Origin of the sequence: Corynebacterium sp. 239_CJEI (genome assembly GCF_001055995.1) — a bacterium.
Taxonomy (GTDB): Bacteria; Actinomycetota; Actinomycetes; order Mycobacteriales; family Mycobacteriaceae; genus Corynebacterium; species Corynebacterium jeikeium_D.
The window spans coordinates 1-20143 of the sequence record NZ_JVOW01000030.1 but is presented as its reverse complement, the minus strand read 5'-3'; the positions used below and the strand labels follow the sequence as shown (position 1 = coordinate 20143).

Genomic DNA, 20143 nt, shown 5'->3' with positions numbered 1-20143 from the left:
ATCGTGGCCTCGGGCGCGTTGCGCAGACCAAAGACAGTCATAGATAGAAAGGCGTAGAAGATGGGTTGGATTTTTGGCAGGTCCGCAGAGCTGGTGCCGGAAGATGAGGCGCTCAAGGGCGGCTCGCACCCGGTGTTGGAAAATCCGAAGCCGCATGCGGTGCTCGGCACGCCGATCACCGGCCCATGGGAGGAAGGCCAGGAGGTCGTCTACATCGGGATTGGCTGTTACTGGGGCGCTGAGAAGCTGTTTTGGGAAACACCGGGCGTGCTCAGCACATCGGTCGGGTTCGCCGGTGGCGTGACGCCAAATCCCACCTACCGCGAGTCCTGCACCGGACGCACCAACCACACCGAGATTGTGGAGGTCGTCTACGACCCGGAGCAGATTAGCTTCGACCAGCTGATCGCCAAGGCCTTCGAAGCCCACGATCCCACGCAGGGCTACCGCCAGGGTAATGATGTCGGCACGCAGTACCGTTCCGCGATCTACACGACGACGCCCGAGCAAGCGCGCCGGGCACAGGAGATCGCCGATGCCTACGCGCCGAAGCTTGCCGACGCTGGCCTGGGGGCCATCACCACGGAGATTAAGCCACTCGCGGAGACTCCGGCAGGGGAGTACTACCGAGCCGAGGATGAGCATCAGCAGTACTTGTTTAAGAATCCGAACGGCTACTGCCCAGTGCATTCGACCGGCGTGGCCTGCGGAATTTAAAGGCGAAGCTTTTTAGAACGGTCAGTCGCGATTAGTAAAACTCACTGAGAAAAGTAAGGTGGTTATATCAATCAGATAGTCGAATAGGAGTGAACCCTTGTGGTGAAGCAAGTACTGCGCGTTGCATTTGCCTTCGTCGGCGTGGTCGTCGGCGCGGGCTTTGCGACGGGTCAGGAAATCATGCAATACTTCGTCGCCTTTGGCATCAATGGTGTCTGGGGTGCCGTTCTCTCAGCGGTGATCATGAGCCTGATGGCGATGATCATTTTGCAGCTGGGAAGCTACTTTCAGGCCAGCGAGCACGGCGAAGTTTTCCGACGCGTATCGCACCCCATCTTCTCGCGAGTACTGGACATTGGCGTGATTATCACGCTCTTCGCCACAGGGTTCGTCATGTTCGCCGGTGCCGGTGCCAACATGGAGCAGCAGTGGGGCATCCCCGTGTGGATCGGTGCCGTAATCATGGTGCTGGTTACCATTGCAGCCGGTTTCCTCGATGTTGACCGAGTGACCACAGTGATCGGTTCCATCACGCCGTTTATCGTCGGCTTTATTCTGCTGGCCAGTGTTTATACGCTGGCGTTCACCGATGCCACCCCAGCCGCGGAGCAGGCAGCTGCCGTTGCGGAAGTCCCGACCACTCTGCCGAACTGGGTTGTCGCCGCAGTGAACTATGTCGGTTTTAACCTGATGGTTGCGGTTTCCATGGCGATTGTTATTGGCGGTAGCCTGTTCAATCCCCGCGCCGCTGGAGCCGGTGGGTTTACCGGTGGTTTGATCTACTCCGCGATGCTGCTGATCACCACCATCACGTTGTTCCACACTGTTGGTACCGTCGCCACCGATGCCGTGCCAATGCTCACCGTCATTAATCGACTGCACCCGTGGCTAGGCCAGGCCATGGCCGTGGTAATCCTTGGCATGATCTTCAACACGGCACTTGGCATGTTCTACGCACTGGGGCGTCGCGTCACCGCAAATCACCCGGAAAAATTCAAGATTGTCTACGTCGCGCTGGTCTTGCTCGGTTTCGCCTTGAGCTTCATGGGCTTCCAGAACCTAATCGGTTGGGTCTACCCAATCCTGGGCTACATCGGTCTGCTGCTCATTACTGTCATGCTTGTTGCCTGGTTGCGCGGCCGCGAGCGCATCAGTGAAGAGACTTCCCGCCGCAAGCGCATCTTCCGCCTGGTCCGCCGTGGCCGGAACAAGGAGGCCCGCGAGGAGATTGAAGACTCCAACCTCAGTGTCGAAGAGGTTCGCGAGGCTATCGAGGAGTAGGTGGGGTGCTCGCGGCACCGCTGTCAATCTTGGGATCGGATGGCCTTTAGCGATGTCGCCCGAGCCCAAGCCACGAAAGCCACGATCACAATGGCGGATACGAGAACCATCGACGGCCACCGCTGGGGGTAATCACGTACTACCCAGGTCCATCCCCATTCCGAGGTCCACCACAGCGGTGAGGCGCTGAGGACATCACCGCCAACCATCACCGCCCAACCGCCGAGCGCGACCGAGACAAAGATTGCGGCCGCCACACTTCGACGCGCAATTAAGCCGGTCACGGCCACAATCATCGCGGCCACAAGAGACGCGATTACCGCCTGGTACGGCCAGGGGTTAATGCCCGTCTGGCTATTGGTCTCGCCGCCTGCACCACTGATAACCACCGCAACCACCAGCACCGGCAGGAGAAACGCCATATCCAAGGCAAACAGTCGGAGCGTGATGCTGCGTCGCGCACGCCGATACATCAGTGCTGGCCAGGCATCGGCTTGCGAAGTCCATGTCATGATGGCCACCACGGTTGCGGCCGTCGGCACGCAGACGAAACTCAGCAGCCCCAGCGCATACTCCGGGTTCCACACCACACGCACGACCGCAAGTCCGGCAAGCATCAGCGCTGCGAGACTCCACCAGGTGCGCCAGGGAAGGGTCGCGCTCATGCCATGGCTTAACGACGAAGTGCTGCGTTCCCGGCCCGTCGGCAAGCTGAGAGATTTTCCGTGCGCAAGCAATGCGATGGCAAATAGACCTAGCCCGAGGAGTAAATGCAGCAACGCGGGCGGCAGGATGGCGATGTTCCAGATCTCGCTGTCGGCGGGAGCCGAGATGGAATTAGCCTGCACTCCGTGGATAGGTAACGTTGGGCGGATTGCCCAGGTCCACGGGAGAACTTTCCAGTTTGGGCTCATGGCGTCCAGTGTTCCTGCGATGGCCCAAGCGATGGAAGCGAGCGGAGCGAGGAAGAGAGCTGCGCGTGGCACAAGGCGCCATAGGGCAAGGCCGAATGTCCAGAAGACGAAGAATGACAACGTGCTAAAGAGCGTGAATTGCAATGCGGTGCTCACGCTCCGGGCAAGGAGTGCAGCCATCAATGCGTGACCGAGGGCCGCGGAGGCAATGACAGTGGCTGCGCGGGCAAGGAGCACTCGAGTGCCCGAGATATTGCGCCAGATTAGGCCGCCTTGGCGGAGTTTTTCTTCACGGTTTTGGCCGATGACGGACGTAATAGCAGCCAGGGGAGGAAGCAGGATAAGCGAGTAGATGTGGGCGCTCGCCATGGCGGTGGCGTCAACGCCTCTAGAAAAGACCATGCTGACCAGAGCGATTGCCACCATGATGATGGGAAGAAACATGGTGAGTGACCACTTTGCCCGCAGTAGCTCGGCGCGGAAGTAGCGGCGGGCAGGAACGGTGCGCGTGTTAAGAGTGCGCGTGTGCGGTTGAGTGCTCATCGGGCAACACCTACTGCGGTGAAGAAAGCTTGCTCGAGGGATTGACCAGCAGCCGCAAAGTCAGCCAGCGGGCCTTCGTAGACCAGTCGGCCACCAGCAAGGACGCCAAGGTGGTCAACGCTCTTCTCGACCTCTCCGAGTTGATGGGAGGACACCACGACGGCCTTGCCACTAGCGGCAAGATTTCGCAACAAGGTGCGCAGGCCCACGATAGCTTCGGGGTCGAGGCCGTTGGTGGGCTCGTCGAGAAGCACAATGTCGGGGTCGGTGAGCAGCGCCATCGCCAGGGAAAGACGAACCTTCATGCCCGTTGAGAAAGCGCGGCCACGCTTGTTACCAGCATGAAGCCCGACCAAGTCGAGGACTTCGGCGATACGGCTCTTGTCCGTGCCGGTCAGATGTGCGTGCACTTTGAGATTGTCGGTGGCTGAGAGCTGTGGGTAGAACGCCGGGCCATTGATGGAGGCGCCGATGCGGTCCAGGTCGACAACGGACCACGGGTGTCCCGCGATGCTGATTTCACCGGAGTAGGGAATTAGCCCAAGCACCGTGCTCATCAACGTGGATTTACCTGCGCCGTTGAGTCCCAATAGCCCGTAGACCTCGCCGGCGCGGACGTTCATATCGAGGCCGTTCAGGACAGGTTCGTTCTTGCCGTAGGAGACAGTGATGCCGCGCAGCTGGAGGAGGGGAGCGGCGGCGTCTGCGGAAGGGCCTGAGGTGGGGGTTGGTGCGTTCATGCCTTAAGTAATAGGAGTGTTTGGCACGGTTCGCGCCCTCCCTGAGGATGAGGTGGCGGAAATATCCTCCCTAGGGAGGAGGCGATAGCGAGGATGACGGTACCAGCGAGGAGAAGCTACAGCAGCCCGTTTTTCGCAGCCCAAATGACAAGATCCACGCGACTGCGTGAGCCTGTCTTGGTCAACAGGGATTTCACATGGGTTTTCACTGTCGTCGTGGCGACAACCAACCTGCGAGCAATTTCGTCATTGGAAAGCCCTTGGCAGACGAGGTTCAAAATCTCCTGTTCGCGGGGTGTGAATTGGGTTCCTGTGTGAGTGGGGTCTGAGTCAGCGCCATGTGTCGAGAACGCTCTCGCTGGCTGTCCTGAGTGCGGTGCGCGCGGTGAAACATGCCGCAACACCATCGGCGTCACCTTCGGATCGATGACTCCTTCACCACGGTGGATACGCATGATGGCCGAAAGCAGCTCACGGGGATTGGAGTCTTTGAGCAAAAAGCCTGCGGCCCCAGCTTCTAAAGCGCCGAGCACCAGGTCTTCTTCGCGGAAAGTGGTCAGTACCAAGACTTTTGGAGTGGAAGCGCGAGCCGCACCTCCGGACGGCACGCCTTGCACAATCTGTCGTGTGGCCTCGATACCGTCCATCACGGGCATTCGAATGTCCATGACGACCACATCGGCTCCGGAGGCAAGACGCACAGCCTCGGCGCCGTCGCCCACGGCACCAATGACTTTCATCTGCGGGTGGGCATCAATAAGCTGCGCGAAAGACTGCCGAATCAAAGCCTGATCTTCAGCCACTAATACTCGAATTACATCCATTGCTCGTCTTTCTCAACAGGATTGACAGTCAGCCCTGCTTCGGTCGAACCGCTTACAGCCGAATACTGACGCGGAACATGCCGTCGCTTTCACCATAAGTCATCTCGCCACCGAGCTGAGCCACGCGTTCTTCCAGACCAATCAGGCCAGCGCCAGCTCGCTTCCTGGGTTCCAAAGTTTCGCTCTCAGCCCGGTTTGCAGTCACCAAATGAACCCGCGCCGGGCTGTCATCAGCATCGGCAGGTGGATCGATTACCAGTGCCAGCTGACCAGCGCCCGATGAGTGCGTGGCCATATTCGCGGCCAACTCCGTCACTGCCCGCACCAAAGTCAAACGCTTCGCGAGTGGCCAATCCGCCAGGTCTCCATAAGACTCCGGCAGAGTCACCGAAACATCGCGACCCGGCGGACAAACTGCCGCAACCAGACGCGGAATCTCATTCGGGTCAGCGCTAATCTCGCCGCCATCACGTAGCGCATCGACAAGCGCATGCACATCCCGCAACGATTGGTCTGCGGTCTGGGCAATACCTTCCAGCGTGGTCTTTTCAGCAGCGGATTCCGCTCGTGAGCCATCCATCTCCGCCAGGTACAGAGCGGTTTGGGCCTGAACCTTAATAGAGGTGAGTCCGTGCCCCACGACGTCGTGAAGCTCCCTGGACAACTCCAGCTTGTTGAGCGCCACGACGTTCTCCAACTCCGCGGCATGTTCCTCGGCGTTGATGCGCAGCCATAGTGGCACTGCGTACGCGCTCGCCGTGATAAGCACCGCCGGTAGTCCGAAGACCAATAGTCGTTCCGGGGTAAAGCCGAAGGCAGGAACTGCCGGGTTGAGGAAGCTGCCAATCAACCCTAAAAACAGCCCAACGATGCCCCAGGTGCGATTCGGTTCCCACCTGGTCACAGCCCATAGAGATAGTGGGGCAGCAACAATAATGGGGTCTAGCCCAAGGTTCACTGGGGATAGCCACACCAGCAAGGCGAGACCCGCTAGGGCACTGTACGTAACCACAAACGATGCACGCACTGCTTTACGACGAAACGCTGCGGCCCCGGCAATCATCGCGGACAGAATCACATTGGTGACATAAGTAAAGCTCGGGCCATAAGTAAGTAGCGGCGTCATGCTCAACCAGCAGCACAGCAGGAAAGCAGTCGCAATAGCGAGATCGGCAGCTGGGAATGAGCCGACGAAGTAACGCACCCGGCTGTGCCAGTCGAGTGGGGCAGGAGTCTGCGTGGTGGCAGGCTGTGCGTGCATGGAGGAAGCGGTGCGCTGCATGTGTCCAGGCTAGCGGTCGGTGGCTTGCGCGGTTTAGTGTGAGTTTTCCACTTGCCGGAATGTGATATTGATGCGGCCCTCTTTAAGCCCGCACCCCTCCGGCAAAGTGCCGCGACGAGTCTTGGGCACACCATGAAACGCAAGCCGCTTCGGACCACCAAACACAATCACATCCCCGCTGGCGAGAGTCACGTCATCCCAGGGTTTGTTGCGGTTTTCAGTCCCGCCAATGCGGAACAGGGCCTCATCGCCGATAGAGAGCGACACAATCGGGGCAGGGGAGTTTTCGTTTCGGTCCTGGTGCATCCCCATGGTGGCCCCGGGTGGGTAGTAGTTGACCAACGCCATGTCGGGCCGAAAAGTGGAGGGCCACTGGTTGAGGGATTCGTCGTAAAGCGCGGCGGCACGAAGTGCTTCGGTGGCGAGCTGTAGCAGATTGTCAGGCACGGGCGGGACGCGAACGCCGCCTGCGTGCGTGACGTAGCGGTAGGGATTGGTGGCCCACATGCGGCCGAGATGCAGCATAAAGACCTGCATCTGACCACTTTTGAGCTGCGGGCGAGTCATGGCCAGGGGAGTGCCGGCAACGTCGCGGGCGATGTCGCGGAGTTGCGTGATGATGCCCGCCTGCCGGTCCAGGGGAAGCCATCCCGGCAAATGAACAACTCCCGGCGTGATGCGGGCATCATCGCGCGGGAGTTGATCAAAGAGCATAGGTCTAGTTTGCCTCTTAACCCGCGATGATTGCGTTAACCGGGCGGGAAAGGAACTGCGGACCAATCTTGCCCAGGTAGCGCAGGATAAAGTCTGCCGCCGACACCGAGTAGAAGTGACGCTGGCGCTCAATGAAGTTCTGCGGGTGCGTTGCCTTCCACACAGCATCAGCGACTTGGTTCGGCGTAATGCGCACGCCAAGACGACGGGTGGAACCGGCGGAAACGTCCGCCAGCTTGGTCTTCGCCCACAGCGGCATGATTGCGACGACGCGGATCTTGTCCTTGCGCCACTCCAGATCCAGAGCCTGCGTCAGACCAGAGACGTAGAACTTCGACGCGGAGTACGGCGCGATGTGCGGCTGGCCGTAAATGCCCGAAGCCGAACCCATGTTGACCAGGTGAGACCCCTTAGTGCGCTTCAGGTACGGGTGCGCCGCCTTCGCGCCCAGAGTCAGGCCGGTGCAGTTGATGTCCACCTGCGCGCGGATAATCTCCGGCGACTGGTCGATGATATCGCCATCGCCGATGATGCCCGCGTTGTTGTCCAGCACCGTCAGCTTGCCGCCGGTGTGGGAGGTGAAGTCCGCAAGCGCGTCCTCCCACTGCTGGTAGTCCGTCACGTCCAGCTTGCCGACGATTACCTCCGGGCGCTCAGCCTTAAGCTTTGCCAGGGCATCCTCGTTGATGTCGTAGACGCCGACGGTCCAGCCTGCAGCCAGGAACTTCTCGGCCACCGCACGGCCAATACCCTGCGCGCCGCCGGAGATGAAAATGGACGGGGAATCAGAAGTGGCCATGGTGCCTCAATCCTGCCTTTTCTTGCTGTTTTTATAAGTGGATAAATGTTATTCGCCAGCTTAGGCGAGCATTTGTTGTTTAACAGCGGATTGGAGGAAACGGGACCCGATCACAAACGCGTCCTGACTACACTGGCCACCATGCAACCCCTGAACATCCCACCAGGCCCTGGCATCCCAAAGGGCCTTGTTATTCCCGCAGCGGAGCTCACCGAACGCTTCGCGCGCTCCGGAGGGCCGGGCGGTCAGGGCGTTAACACCACCGACTCCAAGGTGCAGCTATCGGTGGATATCGCCGAGCTCAGCGTGCTTTCCGACGTCCACCGCCGCCGCGTCCTTCAGAACCTCAGCCACCGACTCGATGGCACGACACTCACCGTGTCGGTTACCACGCAGCGCTCCCAGGTACGCAACCGCGCGGAAGCCCGGCGTCGCATGGCAGATCTCATCCGAGAAGCCGTGCAGCCACCGCCTCCGAGGCGCCGGCGGACTCGACCGAGTCGGGCCTCGATTGCCCGTCGTAAAGCGCAGAAGCAACGCCGCTCCGAGCTCAAAGCCAGCCGACGTCGCCCCAGCGCCTACTAGGGAATATGGGATTTTCGTGCATCCGTTGCAATATAGATGGTATGAGCGAAAACCAGGCCCCTACTGAAAAGGCAGCTGAAACTGTCGCGGAGTTCAACCGCGTGCCCTCGATTCTGTCCATCCAGTCGCATGTGAGCTATGGCCACGTGGGCAACTCCGCTGCGGTCTTCCCGCTGCAGCGCGCAGGTTTTGAAGTGTGGCCGGTCCACACCGTCGATTTCTCCAACCACACCGGCTACGGCCAGTGGCGCGGCCCGATGATTCCGGCCACGGATGTGCGCGAGGTCATCAAGGGTATCGATGAGCTGGGCAAGCTTGACGACGTCGACGCGATTATCTCCGGCTACCAGGGCGGTAGCGATATTGCGGATGTCATCATCGAGGCCGTGGCGCTGGCCAAGCAGCGCAACCCGAAGGCTATCTACTCGTGTGACCCGGTGATGGGAAATGCCAAGAGTGGCTGCCACGTCTCGGATGACATTCCGCCGCTGCTGCGGGACAAGGTCGTGCCGGTGGCAGACGTGATTACGCCGAATCAGTTTGAGCTGGGATATCTGACAGGCCGCGAGGTCGGGGATCTGGAATCTACCTTGGCTGCAGCCCATGCTGCTCGTGAGATGGGCCCGGAAACTGTGCTGGTCACCAGCGTGTTGCGCCCGGAGGGCAAGGAAGGCGAGATTGAGATGCTCGCCGTCAATGGCTCTGGCGCATGGTTGGTAGCGACTCCGTACCTGCCGTTGAAGCGCAACGGTTCCGGCGATGTCGCGGCTGCGCTGTTTGCAGGCAACCTGCTGCGTGGTCGCGGTATTGACGGTGACCTTTCGGTCGCGCTGGGCAACACCGCGGCCAGTATCTTTGAGCTACTGAAGGTCACGCACGAGTCCGGCTCTGGCGAGCTGGAGCTCATTCGCGCGCAGGAGGCCTACGTTCACCCGGAGCAGCGCTTCGAGGTTACGAAGGTTCAGTAGGGCTGGGGTGCAGTAGGGCTGGGGGCTCACGCCGCTAAGCCAGCCCTAGCAGTGTCCCAACAGGCCTAGTAATAGAACGGGAACTCGTCCCAGTTCGGGTCGCGCTTTTCCAGGAACGCTTCCTTGCCCTCGACGGCCTCGTCGGTCATGTACGCCAGGCGAGTAGCCTCACCCGCGAAGACCTGCTGACCCATCAGGCCATCATCGGTCAGGTTGAAGGCGAACTTCAGCATGCGCTGCGCTGTCGGGGACTTACCGTTGATCATGCGACCCCACTCGACCGCGACATCTTCCAGCTCAGCGTGGTCCGCGACCTCGTTGACAGCACCCATTCGGTGCATGGTCTCAGCGTCGTAGGAGCGGCCGAGGAAGAAAATTTCGCGGGCAAACTTCTGACCAACCTGCTTCGCCAGGTAGGCCGAGCCATAGCCGGCATCGAAAGATCCCACGTCAGCGTCGGTCTGCTTAAAGCGAGCCTCCTGGCGTGATGCCAGCGTCAGGTCACACACCACGTGCAGGGAGTGTCCGCCACCTGCGGCCCAGCCATTGACCACAGCAATAACAACCTTCGGCATAGTGCGAATCAGGCGCTGCACCTCCAGGATGTGCAGGCGACCTCCCTCGACCTTGGCGCGCGCGGTATCGATGGTGGATGCGTCCGCGGTAGCGTCGTCATGCTCGTGGGACGTTGCGTACTGGTAGCCGGAACGACCGCGAATGCGCTGGTCACCACCCGAACAGAATGCCCAGCCACCGTCCTTGGTGCTCGGGCCGTTACCGGTCAGCAGCACTACGCCGACATCCGGGGTGCGGCGCGCGTGGTCGAGCGCGCGGTAGAGCTCGTCGACAGTGTGCGGACGGAACGCGTTACGAACCTCCGGGCGATCAAACGCAATACGCACAATGCCGTTCTCGCGGCCCTCGCCGACGTGGCGGTGGTAGGTGATGTCGGTCAAATCCTCAAAACCATCAACCGTCTTCCACTGCTCGGGGCGGAAGGGGTTATCGGTCGAGTACTTCGCGGTATCAGTCATGGCTTCCAGCATAAAGGTCTCTAGCATGAGGGGTATGTCTGTGTCCGCTGCGCCCAACATCCAGCTTCCGCCCATCGATGACATCCTCGACCGCGCCCACGTCGTCGCGCTGCCCATGGCAGTGAAATTCCGTGGCGTCACCACCCGCGAGGCACTCCTCATCGACGGCCCCGTCACCTGGGGCGAGTTCGCTCCCTTCCTGGAATACGAGGCGTCCGAGGCCGCCGCGTGGCTGCGCTCGGCCATCGAATGCGCATACGTCGGCCTGCCCATCCCGAAGCGCGAGTTTGTCGAGGTCAACGCCACCATCCCCGCCGTCACACCCGACCAGGTGCCGGAGGTCGTGGCGCGCTACCCCGGGTGCCGCACGTTTAAGGTCAAGGTCGCAGAGAGCGGCCAATCGCTTAACGACGACATCGAGCGCGTAGCCGCCGTCCGCACCGCGGTGGCGGAAGCCTATGGCTATGAACCTGTGGTGCGGGTGGATGCGAATCGTGGCTGGTCGGTGGAGCAGGCCATCCGCGCCGCTCATGAGTTGGGGCCGCTGGAGTACATGGAGCAGCCCGTTGCGACTGTCGCCGAGCTGCGCGAGGTCCGCGACGCAGTGGGGGAGTTTTGCCCGGTTGCTGCCGATGAGTCGATTCGCAAGGCCGAGGATCCGTATTTGGTTGCGCGCGAGCAGGCTGCTGACGTGGGTGTAATGAAGGTTGCGCCGCTTGGCGGGCCACGCCGTTTGCTTCGGTTGGCCGAGGAACTGGAGATGAAGGTGACCGTCGCCAGCGCCTTGGATACCGGCGTTGGTATGGCCGCGGGATTGTTCACGGCGGCGGCCCTGCCTGCTACCGAGCTGCAGCCGGAGCCGAATGCGGCGGGGTTGGCCACGTCCTCGCTGTTTATCGAGGACGTCATCGAGCCCCGGCCACTTATCGATGGCCGACTGCCCGTCACCAACCCCGCGCCCGACCCTTCCCGCCTGGCCGAGCTCGCCGCGCCGGGCCCCCGCCGCGATTGGTGGTTCGACCGCCTCCGCGCGGCGTATGCCCATCTATAACGCCAAGAAAGTGACTAGGTTTATGACACTTTGAGCCCGAAAAACGGCTTCCAAACTGACATAAACCTAGTCAGTAACTCCCGGCAAGTAGCCTATTGAGTGTGAACAATAACCAGGACACCTCTCAAGACCCGGACACCGGCGCGGTCGAAACCACTCACGCCGCCCAGTCCACACAAGCCCCATCCGCAGTGGTAGCGGGCCTCATCGTCGATGAGCTGCTGCGTCTCGGCATGGTCGATGCCGTGGTGTGCCCGGGTTCCCGGTCCGCCCCGCTCGCCCGCGCTCTGGTCCAGGCCGCCGACGCGGCGAAGGTTCGCCTCCACGTACGTATCGATGAACGCTCCGCCGCCTTCCTCGCCCTCGGCCTGGCCTCGCGCACCCGCAAGGTGACCCCGGTAATTACAACGTCCGGCACAGCAGTGGCGAACCTCGTGCCCGCCATGGTGGAAGCCACCGCGTCGGGCATTCCGCTGCTGGCACTGACCGCCGACCGCCCCGCGCATTATCGAGGCACTGGCGCGAACCAGACCATCGTCCAGGACCGCCTGTTCGCTGATGCCTCCGTCGTCGAGTTCGATCTGGACGGCACCGCCCCGGTCACGAAGGCCACCGCCGCGCAGATCCGCGCCCGCATCGATCGCGTTGTCGCCGCCATGGCATCCGGCGCCGGCCACCTTAACGTCCGTTTTGTCGAACCGCTCGTGCCTGACGACGACTCCGTCGCCGACATCCCCGAGGGCCGCGCCGACGGCGGCCCCTGGACCACGATTGCGCCTACCAACAGCAACAACGTCGGCGCGGCCGCCATCGCAGCCAACTCGGCCACCGCAACCGGCCCGGCCAACTCGGCTAGCACAGCCACAATTGACATCAGCCGCCGCACACTCGTGATTGCGGGTTCGAATGCCTCGCACCTGCCAGAACTGGAGGATCTGCCAACCATCGCTGAGCCGAATGCATATGCGCCGGCGCACCCGGTTCACCCGCTCGCGGCGGGTACTTTTGCGCAGATTCTGCCGGAGCAGATTGTGTTAGTCGGCAGGCCGACGCTGCACCGAGGTATCTCTAAGCTGCTGGCCAATCCGGATATCGAGCTGACCGTTGTCTCCGAAGCGGAAAACCACGGTTTTGGGGTGGAGTTCCCGGATGTGACGGCGAACGCAAGGGCCGTCGTTAGGCATGTGCAGACTGTGGGGGAGCAGGACCCGCAGTGGACGAAAATCTGTGAGGCTGCCAGCGAATTGGCGGTGAAGTCCGTGCGAGAGACGCTTACCGAGTCGATTGAAGCGGAGGAACCGCTGACCGGATTTCATGTGGCGGCGGCGCTGACGGATAGCCTGCGCACGGGTGACAACGTGGTGCTGGGCGCGTCGAACCCGGTGCGCGATGCGTCGTACACGGGCCTGCCTTTCCCGGGTGTGAACACGTATGCGGGACGAGGTGCCGCGGGCATCGACGGCACGGTGGCGACGGCAATCGGTATTGCGCTGGCGTCCGACCGTGAGCATGCCGACGAGATTCGCCCGCCGCGGACGATTGCACTTATGGGTGACCTGACGTTCCAGCACGACTCCGCAGCGTTGGCAATTGGGCCGCTGGAGCCGAGGCCGGAAAACCTCACCATCGTGGTGGCCAATGATGCCGGTGGCGGTATTTTCGAGACGCTGGAGGCGGGCAGCCCGGCTCTGCGGGGAAGCTTTGAGCGCATCTTCGGCACGCCGCAGGACGTGGACTTTGAGGGCATCTGCCAGGCTTACGGAGTCGAGCACGTGCGTGTCGACCGCCTCCCAGATCTGCTCGCGCAGCTGCACCCGGATACCGATGTCGACGGCATCCGCGTCATCGAGGTGGCGACCACACGTGCGACGCGTCGGCAGTTGCACCACAAGCTGGCATACAATGCGGAGATTGGGGTGCTGGACAAGCACTAGCCGGCCGGCAGCATCCAATCAGAGCTGGAAACAATCAGGGACAGAAAAATAGGAGGTCGCGACCGCCATGCAGTGGAAAACTGCCCTGGCCAATTGGCCGCGCTTCCTTCGTCAGGTACTGCTCTTTGTGATGATTTGCCTGTTGCTGTCGTGTCTGGCCATGGTGGTTGGCTGCTTCATTAATGACCGCAATATCGAGTCGAACATGGGGCAGTCCGTAGCCAATGTGCGCTCGGTCGAGCTCCTTCGCACCACGGTTGATTTCGTCGACGAGAATGGCGATTTTCAGTCGCCACCAACCGGTTTGCTCTATCCCGTTGGTCTGGAAGAGGGGCAGCGCGTCCGCGTCGAATACGACCGCACTGATCCCAATGTCGTCCGCGTCGCCGGGCGCACATGGACGCTGTCACTTCTCCCGGCGACCAGTATCGCTGTGGTTACATTTCTCGTCGTCGCGCCGTTGTGGTGGTCGTCGTTGCGCGCAACCCGTCGTTTACAAAGAGATCCCCAAAAGGTAAACAGAGGGTCACTTTCGCTTTCCGACGAGATGGAAAACTAGCACCATGCGCGTTGCCATCATTGCTGAAAGCTTCTTGCCCAACATCAATGGAGTGACAAACTCCGTGCTGCGGGTGTTGGAACACTTACGCCGTGAAGGACACGAGGCGCTGGTGATTGCGCCGGGCGCTCGGGACTGGCAGGAAGAGGCAGAGTTCTACTGCGACTACCGCATTGAGCGTGTGCCCACTGTGATGGTGCCGTTGATTGATTCGCTACCGATTGGTGTGCCGAACCGTCGGGTAGCGTCGGCGCTGACGCAGTTTAAGCCGGATGTTGTCCACTTGGCTTCGCCATTTGTGCTCGGTGGTGCGGGCGCGCTGACTGCCAAGGCACTGGGTATCCCGGCTGTGGCCATCTATCAGACGGACGTTGCGGGTTTTGCCAAGAACTACAAGTTGGCGGGGCTCTCCACGGCCGCATGGTTGTGGACGCGCGTGATTCACAACTCCTGCGCCCGAACGCTGGCGCCGTCGTCGCCGACTATTGAGGACCTGCAGGATCACAAGATTCGTGATGTCTACCGCTGGGGCCGCGGTGTTGATGCGGTTCGCTTTACTCCGACAAAGCGTAGTGAAGAGCTCAGGAAGCAGTGGAGCCCGGAGGGCAAGCCGATTGTTGGTTATGTCGGCAGGCTCGCGGCGGAGAAGTCTGTGGAGCGGCTGGCAGCGCTGAACGGCCGCGATGATATCCAGGTGGTCATTGTCGGCAATGGCCCGGAGCTGCAGAAGCTGCAGAAGCAGATGCCGAATGCCGTCTTTACCGGACAGCTCACCGGCGATAAGTTGGCAGCGGCATTCGCCAGTCTGGACGTGTTCGTCCACACCGGTGACTTTGAAACCTTCTGCCAGGCGGTACAGGAAGCCCACGCCTCCGGTGTGCCGGCCATCGCTCCGAACGCAGGCGGCCCGCGCGACCTGATTACCAACGACGTCAACGGCTACCTGCTGGAACCCAAGACTTTCACCCGCGATCTGTCTGAGGCGGTCGACAAGCTACTGCTCGTCGACGATGAGCTGGCACGCAAGCAGCTGCGCAACCGCTGCCGCGACACCGTGACCGAACGCACCTGGGAAGCACTGTGTGCAGACCTGGTTCGCCACTACGAGGAGGTTTCTGGGGTTTCCGCGGCCGAGACGTCAAGCAAGGTCGCAGCAGATGCGATTGATGCCTCCCATGCAGGTGCTGCTACGCGTCAGAAGTCGGTCGCGTAATCTGGACATCGTGTCTAGGGCTGATTTAACGAAAAATCCCAGCGAAGTCGCCTCGATGTTCGACGGCGTGGGGAAGAATTACGACATCACTAATACCGTGCTCACCGGTGGCATTGACCACTACTGGCGCGTGCGCACGGCAAAGCGCCTGAACCTGCAGCCTGGCCAGAAAGTCCTCGACCTGGCCGCCGGTACGGCTGTTTCATCAGTGGAGTTGGCAAAGTCTGGCGCATACGTCGTTGCCTGTGATTTCTCCCGAGGCATGCTCAAGGCCGGTGCACACCGCGATGTTCCCAAGGTCTGCGGTGACGGCATGAAGCTGCCATTCCCGGACAACACCTTCGACGCGGTGACCATCAGCTTCGGTCTGCGCAACATCGTGGACTACAAGGCGGGCCTCGCTGAGCTAGCCCGCGTGGCCAAGCCCGGAGGCCAGCTAACAGTCTGTGAGTTCTCCACCCCTGTGGTGCCGGTGTTCAGCACCTTCTACAAGGAATACCTGATGCGGGCACTGCCGCAGATTGCCAAGGTTGTCTCCTCGAACCCGGAGGCCTATGTGTACTTGGCGGAGTCGATTCGCGCCTGGCCAAACCAGCCGCAGCTTGCCCGCGACATCAATGCCTCTGGCTGGGAGGATGCCGGTTGGCAGAATCTCACCTTCGGTATCGCAGCGCTGCACTCGGCAACCAAGCCCGTGCAGTAGCTCGCTAGCTCTCAGTCGGGCTGGGTCGCAGGGTCCGTCGTAAAGCGATTCCTACTGCCAGGGCTGGCGCCCGAACCACTTATCGGAGGCCAGCGCTGTCCTCCCCGAAGCGCGCCAGAGTCGCGCCACTACGTCGCGGTCGTGTTCCGTGACCAGGTTTCCCATCAGGCGTGCGGCAACACCCATGAGCTGGCTTCCCCACGGGGCGCCGATGGTCAGCGGGCCGACCGTGGGAAGGAAGCTCGGGTACGTCAGCGTCAGCGCCAACTTGCGAGCCAGCGAGAAGCCGGTGCCGTAGTGGTCGCGAAGTAGGGCGGGCCAGGAGTGCGTCAGCCCATCGCGGCCCGCACCAATCGAACTAATCAGCTCCACCGCCAGTCGCGCCGACTCCATGCCGTAGTCAATGCCCTCACCGTTGAGCGGGTTGACTAAGCACCCAGCATCACCGAGCAACGCCCAGTTGGGCCCCGCCACATTCGACACAGCACCGCCCATCGGCAGCAGCGCCGACGTCACGTGCTCCGGCTCGCTCATCTGCCACTGATCGCGCACCTGTCCGTGGTACTCACGCAGCAACTTCTTCACGTTCGTGCGCGCCGGGCGTGCCGACGTCGCCAGCGCCCCACACCCCACATTCGCCCGGCCCTCGCCCAGCGGGAAAATCCAGCCATAGCCCGGGTGCGTCTGCCCATCGGAGCTGCGCAGTTCCAGGTGCGAGTGAATCCAGTCATCCGCTACGTCTGCGCTGTCGAAGCTGACATACGACCGCGCGGCCACGCCAAAGACGCTGTCCCGATGCCACGCACGCCCCAGCTGCTTGCCGACGGTACTGCGGACCCCATCGGCCACGAGCAACCAACGGGCCGAGATGGTGTGTGGCTTGCCCTCGCGGTCGGAAAGCTCCACCGCGCGCACGCCGTGCCCTCGCGTGCCGCCAGTGTTCAGCGCTCCGAGAATTACCTTCCGCGCAGCGACCCCATCGAAGACCTGTGCACCGGCATCGGCGGCGGCATTGAGCAAGAAGGTGTCGAGCTCAACTCGCGGCATCGCGGATCCGACAGCGGGGAAAGTGCCGGAGGCATCATCTGGCCAAGGTGCGGTGATGGAGCCGCCGAAGCCGTGCAGCTTGAGTCCGCGGTTGCGGTTGTGGCGCAGGAGCTCGTCGTCAAGCCCTAGGCGACGTAGCTCAGCGATGGCGCGAGGAGTGAGCCCGTCGCCACAAGTTTTGTCGCGTGGGAAGCGCTGGGAGTCGACCACAGTGACCGAAAATCCGGCGCGGGCGGCGTGAATCGCGGCTGCGGAGCCAGTGGGACCAGCACCAACAATGAGCACGTCAGTGCTGCTGGGTAGAGCGACGGTGCCGTCGAACGTGGGGGAAACTCGCGAAATCGGGCTTGAGGTCATTGCCCCAGCGTATAACGACGTTGAAACAAATATGGGAACCGGTCTGCTAGCCACTATGCTCGTAAGGTAGTTTATTTAGCAGTTTCTTATCTTTTATCGTCAGTTAGGCAGGTCTCGAATGCGTACTGGAGACTACTCCGGGCTTAGTTCCGGAAGTGCTCAGGGCACTGGTGAGCACACCGCCACTAGTTCTCACTTCGTTGATGAGGCGCTGGAAGCAACAATCACCGAGGGAATGCGCAAGAGCGAGGACCTCCTGATTACCGAGCTGGGGCGCGGCGAGGACTTCCTAGTCGAACGGGTTTCCCACCTAGCTCACGCTGGTGGTAAGCGCTTCCGCCCGATGTTTACCATGCTGGCCGCGCAGTTCGGGGAGAACCCGGAGAGCGATAAGGTCATCACCGCCGCGACGGTGCTGGAGCTGACGCACCTGGCGACGCTCTACCACGACGACGTCATGGATGAAGCGGATAAGCGCCGCGGCGTGCCCTCCGCAAACTCGCGCTGGGACAACACCGTCGCCATTCTGGCCGGTGACTACCTCTTCGCTGCTGCGTCCCGCCTGCTGGCAGAGCTCGGCTCCGAGAGCGTGGCTCACTTCGCTGAGACCTTCGGTGTTCTTGTCACAGGTCAGATGCGAGAGTGCCTCAACGACTTGGACCTGCCGATAGAAGAGCGCATCGAGCGCTACCTGAAGGTCATTGCCGAAAAGACCGGTGTGCTCATCGCATCGGCCGGTTATCTCGGCGCCTATCACGCCGGTGCGTCGGCCGAGATTTCCAACGCACTGCGCCGCTATGGCGAACTAATCGGTATCGTTTTCCAGATTGTCGACGACATTATCGACATCTCCTCCAATACCGATCAGTCCGGCAAGACTCCGGGCACTGACTTGCGCGAGGGCGTCTTCACGCTGCCGGTTCTCTACGCGCTGCAGGAGGACACCCCAGCCGCTGACCGCCTCCGTGAGATTCTCGTCGGCCCAGTCTCCGACGACGCGCTTGTCGACGAGGCCCTCGAGCTCCTGGCTCAGACCAACGGTGTGGCTCGCGCGATGGAGAAGGTCAATGAACTGCTGGATGAGTCCGACCGCGTCATCGCTGACCTTCCTGACTGTGCGGCCAAGGAGGCCCTGCGTCACGTTGCTCGCTACACCGTGGAGCGCGTGGGGTAGTGGATTGAGCTCCATCGGCGAGATGAGCCTAGGGGCGAGCACTGCTCTGAGGTGAGCTCTGCTGAGGGGTGAGTTCTGCTGAGGGGTGAATCCAGGTAGGGAAATATCCTCTCGACCTGCCGATTTGTGTAAATGACAGAGTAGTGGGTAGCATTCCATTCGCACCGTTTAAGAGTGCACGCCAGATTGCCCGAGCGGCCAAAGGGAGCGGATTGTAAATCCGTCGGCATTGCCTTCGTTGGTTCGAATCCATCATCTGGCACAGTGAAATCACCGCGAGAATTTTCTCGCGGTGATTTTTTTGTAGGGCCCGTTGAGGGTTAAGGGTTAAGTAAAGAAAAGTGTGTCTTTTCCGGGCGTGTTGCGGTTATTTGATCCAGCCTTTTTGGATGCCGAGGTTGTGTTGGTAGCTGGTGTCGATGGCGGTGTCGTATTCTGCTGGTGCACCGATGTCATTGGTAGTGGCTGTGGTGTTGTGGGTGATCAGGTCTGTTGCTGTGGAAAGTGCGTCTTGACCCCATCGTTGGTCCCTGGCGATCTTGACCGGATCGTCAGGGACTTCTGTATGTAGATACAGCCACCAATCCATCACTGTGCGTTGATGCGGTAGTGATAGTCCGCGGTGTCTGCGGGCTAGTTCTTTTATGGGGGCGTTGATGCCACCTTCGAGGCTGTTTGTTGTTGCTGCAAGGTTGTCGGGGTCGATGGTTGTTGGTGGGGGTTGCAGGTAGGTAAACAGCAGGTCTCTGCGGTGCAGAGATAGCAATGATTGATAGGCCGCTCGGACGCGTTGGTGGGTGTAGACCTTGGTGTAGGCGCCGGTAACGGGGTCTTTGATGGTGGTTTTCTCGTTCATCCATTCCCGGTAGGTGTGGTCGAATTCGTGCAGGTGGGCGACCCATGTGGATGCTTGGTCAAGGTCGGTGATGCGAGTGAGTTTCAGGGCTAGGCGGTAGAGGGTTTTGCCGGCATCGGTGCGGGGGTTGCTGGTGGTGTGGCGGCGGACTGTTCGTTGGGCGTGGACGAGGCAGCGTTGGATGCGTGTTGTTGGCCAGCAGTGGTGGATGGCTGATTGGGCACCTTGTCCGCCGTCTGTGACTGCGATTAGTGGTGCGGCAATGGGGCGTAGGAGTTCGGTGTAGGCGGCGGTGGTTTCGTGTCTGGCCCAGGTCCAGTTGATGACGTGGGTTTTACTGGCTGCGATCAGGAGGCATCCGGACTTTAGATAGGTCGCGTCGAGGAAGATTTGGTCATGGATGCGGAATGAGTCGATGGTGGGTGTGGGGATGATCCACCAGCACCATCGGAATCGGTGGTGCATGGTTTGCCTGGTTACGCCATGGTGTGCGGCGAAGGTGGTTAGAGATTGGGTGCCGGTGGCCCATTGGATGAACAAAGCCATGGTGGCGGTGTTTTTGTTGTGGGTTTGGGTGTTGCGGGTAAAGGAGTGTCCGCAGTGGGTGCAGCGCCAACGGGTGGTTGATTTGCTGGTGGTGCCGTTTTTCTTTGTGTTGTTGCCGCATAGTGGGCAGCTGGGGCGGTTGGTGGTCATCCTTTAATCCAACCGGTGTGCGGTTAGCACAAATGTGGCCGGAGGTGTGGGATGGTGTGGGTAATAGCTTTCGGGGAGCTATTCTTTGGTGATTTGTGGTGTGTGGTCTGGGGTTATGGTGGCATGCGGACACACTTTTCTTTACTTAACCC

At 60.9% G+C, this 20143-nt stretch carries 19 protein-coding genes and 1 tRNA gene; 11 read left to right on the top strand and 9 right to left on the bottom strand.

The features are described from left to right. The first annotated feature begins 60 nt into the window (after positions 1-60). Both msrA and ADB08_RS08165 read left to right on the top strand, forming a co-directional pair. Complete coding sequence (gene msrA / locus ADB08_RS08170) at positions 61-717, top strand: peptide-methionine (S)-S-oxide reductase MsrA (RefSeq protein WP_016422007.1); 657 nt, start codon at positions 61-63, stop codon at positions 715-717. A 99-nt stretch (positions 718-816) separates the two neighbouring features. Beyond that, positions 817-1998 (top strand): hypothetical protein, encoded by a 1182-nt coding sequence (locus ADB08_RS08165; protein ID WP_016422008.1) that lies wholly within the window; start codon positions 817-819, stop codon positions 1996-1998. A gap of 23 nt (positions 1999-2021) precedes the next feature. Here ADB08_RS08165 and ADB08_RS08160 read toward each other — a convergent pair whose 3' ends face one another. The 6 genes from ADB08_RS08160 to ADB08_RS08135 all read right to left on the bottom strand — a co-directional run bounded on the left by ADB08_RS08160 (position 2022) and on the right by ADB08_RS08135 (position 7814). Then, positions 2022-3455 carry a hypothetical protein gene (locus ADB08_RS08160; RefSeq protein ID WP_049172355.1) on the bottom strand — a complete coding sequence of 478 codons (1434 nt, stop codon included), beginning with the start codon at positions 3453-3455 and terminating at the stop codon, positions 2022-2024. Next, a complete protein-coding gene (locus ADB08_RS08155) occupies positions 3452-4195 on the bottom strand; it encodes an ABC transporter ATP-binding protein (protein WP_049172353.1) in 744 nt (247 codons plus the stop codon). Before ADB08_RS08155 ends, ADB08_RS08160 begins: the two co-directional genes overlap by 4 nt. 116 nt (positions 4196-4311) lie before the next feature. Then, complete coding sequence (locus tag ADB08_RS08150) at positions 4312-4998, bottom strand: response regulator (protein WP_239660049.1); 687 nt, start codon at positions 4996-4998, stop codon at positions 4312-4314. Between the two features lie 73 nt (positions 4999-5071). Further along, a complete protein-coding gene (locus tag ADB08_RS08145) occupies positions 5072-6301 on the bottom strand; it encodes a sensor histidine kinase (RefSeq protein ID WP_049172349.1) in 1230 nt (409 codons plus the stop codon). A 33-nt stretch (positions 6302-6334) separates the two neighbouring features. Further along, positions 6335-7015, bottom strand: coding sequence for an alpha-ketoglutarate-dependent dioxygenase AlkB family protein (locus tag ADB08_RS08140; RefSeq protein ID WP_049172347.1), 681 nt, complete (start codon positions 7013-7015; stop codon positions 6335-6337). A 16-nt stretch (positions 7016-7031) separates the two neighbouring features. Continuing rightward, positions 7032-7814 (bottom strand): SDR family oxidoreductase, encoded by a 783-nt coding sequence (locus tag ADB08_RS08135; protein ID WP_049172346.1) that lies wholly within the window; start codon positions 7812-7814, stop codon positions 7032-7034. Between the two features lie 141 nt (positions 7815-7955). Between ADB08_RS08135 and arfB the strand changes: the two genes are divergently transcribed. Further along, complete coding sequence (gene arfB / locus ADB08_RS08130) at positions 7956-8399, top strand: alternative ribosome rescue aminoacyl-tRNA hydrolase ArfB (RefSeq protein ID WP_049172404.1); 444 nt, start codon at positions 7956-7958, stop codon at positions 8397-8399. Between the two features lie 41 nt (positions 8400-8440). After that, on the top strand, positions 8441-9367 hold the full coding sequence (gene pdxY, locus ADB08_RS08125) for a pyridoxal kinase PdxY (protein WP_239660048.1): 927 nt from the start codon (positions 8441-8443) through the stop codon (positions 9365-9367). A 65-nt stretch (positions 9368-9432) separates the two neighbouring features. On the opposite strand, the gene ADB08_RS08120 is transcribed toward pdxY, so the two are convergent. Continuing rightward, positions 9433-10413: a 1,4-dihydroxy-2-naphthoyl-CoA synthase gene (locus ADB08_RS08120; protein WP_016422029.1), complete on the bottom strand. Its 981-nt coding sequence runs from the start codon at positions 10411-10413 to the stop codon at positions 9433-9435. Positions 10414-10426: 13 nt separating this feature from the next. Between ADB08_RS08120 and ADB08_RS08115 the strand changes: the two genes are divergently transcribed. From ADB08_RS08115 to ADB08_RS08095, 5 genes are all read left to right on the top strand, one after another. Further along, positions 10427-11452 (top strand): o-succinylbenzoate synthase, encoded by a 1026-nt coding sequence (locus ADB08_RS08115; RefSeq protein WP_049172344.1) that lies wholly within the window; start codon positions 10427-10429, stop codon positions 11450-11452. A 101-nt stretch (positions 11453-11553) separates the two neighbouring features. After that, positions 11554-13386, top strand: coding sequence for a 2-succinyl-5-enolpyruvyl-6-hydroxy-3-cyclohexene-1-carboxylic-acid synthase (gene menD, locus ADB08_RS08110; protein ID WP_049172342.1), 1833 nt, complete (start codon positions 11554-11556; stop codon positions 13384-13386). Positions 13387-13453: 67 nt separating this feature from the next. After that, a complete protein-coding gene (locus ADB08_RS08105; RefSeq protein WP_049172339.1) occupies positions 13454-13945 on the top strand; it encodes a DUF3592 domain-containing protein in 492 nt (163 codons plus the stop codon). Positions 13946-13949: 4 nt separating this feature from the next. Beyond that, positions 13950-15158, top strand: a complete 1209-nt coding sequence (locus ADB08_RS08100; RefSeq protein ID WP_049172337.1) for a glycosyltransferase family 4 protein — start codon at positions 13950-13952, stop codon at positions 15156-15158. Positions 15159-15168: 10 nt separating this feature from the next. Beyond that, positions 15169-15861 carry a demethylmenaquinone methyltransferase gene (locus tag ADB08_RS08095; protein ID WP_049172335.1) on the top strand — a complete coding sequence of 231 codons (693 nt, stop codon included), beginning with the start codon at positions 15169-15171 and terminating at the stop codon, positions 15859-15861. A gap of 51 nt (positions 15862-15912) precedes the next feature. Here ADB08_RS08095 and ADB08_RS08090 read toward each other — a convergent pair whose 3' ends face one another. After that, complete coding sequence (locus ADB08_RS08090) at positions 15913-17265, bottom strand: geranylgeranyl reductase family protein (RefSeq protein WP_162837154.1); 1353 nt, start codon at positions 17263-17265, stop codon at positions 15913-15915. 118 nt (positions 17266-17383) lie between these two features. Here ADB08_RS08090 and ADB08_RS08085 point away from each other — a divergent pair, with 118 nt between their 5' ends. Further along, positions 17384-18439, top strand: coding sequence for a polyprenyl synthetase family protein (locus tag ADB08_RS08085; protein ID WP_049172333.1), 1056 nt, complete (start codon positions 17384-17386; stop codon positions 18437-18439). 180 nt (positions 18440-18619) lie between these two features. Continuing rightward, positions 18620-18701: transfer RNA gene (locus ADB08_RS08080), tRNA-Tyr, on the top strand. A gap of 105 nt (positions 18702-18806) precedes the next feature. Here the strand turns inward: ADB08_RS08080 and ADB08_RS08075 are convergent. Continuing rightward, entirely contained in the window at positions 18807-19991 is a 1185-nt protein-coding gene (locus ADB08_RS08075; RefSeq protein ID WP_015382061.1) for an IS256-like element IS3503 family transposase, read from the bottom strand. Between the last annotated feature and the right edge of the window lie 152 nt (positions 19992-20143).

Coding starts and splice junctions, on each gene's coding strand:
- msrA (WP_016422007.1), top strand. CDS start 61: ATGGGTTGGATTTTTGGCAGGTCCGCAGAGCTGGTGCCGGAAGATGAG.
- ADB08_RS08160 (WP_049172355.1), bottom strand. CDS start 3,455: ATGAGCACTCAACCGCACACGCGCACTCTTAACACGCGCACCGTTCCT.
- ADB08_RS08155 (WP_049172353.1), bottom strand. CDS start 4,195: ATGAACGCACCAACCCCCACCTCAGGCCCTTCCGCAGACGCCGCCGCT.
- ADB08_RS08145 (WP_049172349.1), bottom strand. CDS start 6,301: ATGCAGCGCACCGCTTCCTCCATGCACGCACAGCCTGCCACCACGCAG.
- ADB08_RS08140 (WP_049172347.1), bottom strand. CDS start 7,015: ATGCTCTTTGATCAACTCCCGCGCGATGATGCCCGCATCACGCCGGGA.
- ADB08_RS08135 (WP_049172346.1), bottom strand. CDS start 7,814: ATGGCCACTTCTGATTCCCCGTCCATTTTCATCTCCGGCGGCGCGCAG.
- arfB (WP_049172404.1), top strand. CDS start 7,956: ATGCAACCCCTGAACATCCCACCAGGCCCTGGCATCCCAAAGGGCCTT.
- pdxY (WP_239660048.1), top strand. CDS start 8,441: ATGAGCGAAAACCAGGCCCCTACTGAAAAGGCAGCTGAAACTGTCGCG.
- ADB08_RS08120 (WP_016422029.1), bottom strand. CDS start 10,413: ATGCTGGAAGCCATGACTGATACCGCGAAGTACTCGACCGATAACCCC.
- ADB08_RS08115 (WP_049172344.1), top strand. CDS start 10,427: ATGAGGGGTATGTCTGTGTCCGCTGCGCCCAACATCCAGCTTCCGCCC.
- ADB08_RS08105 (WP_049172339.1), top strand. CDS start 13,454: ATGCAGTGGAAAACTGCCCTGGCCAATTGGCCGCGCTTCCTTCGTCAG.
- ADB08_RS08100 (WP_049172337.1), top strand. CDS start 13,950: ATGCGCGTTGCCATCATTGCTGAAAGCTTCTTGCCCAACATCAATGGA.
- ADB08_RS08090 (WP_162837154.1), bottom strand. CDS start 17,265: ATGACCTCAAGCCCGATTTCGCGAGTTTCCCCCACGTTCGACGGCACC.
- ADB08_RS08085 (WP_049172333.1), top strand. CDS start 17,384: ATGCGTACTGGAGACTACTCCGGGCTTAGTTCCGGAAGTGCTCAGGGC.
- ADB08_RS08075 (WP_015382061.1), bottom strand. CDS start 19,991: ATGACCACCAACCGCCCCAGCTGCCCACTATGCGGCAACAACACAAAG.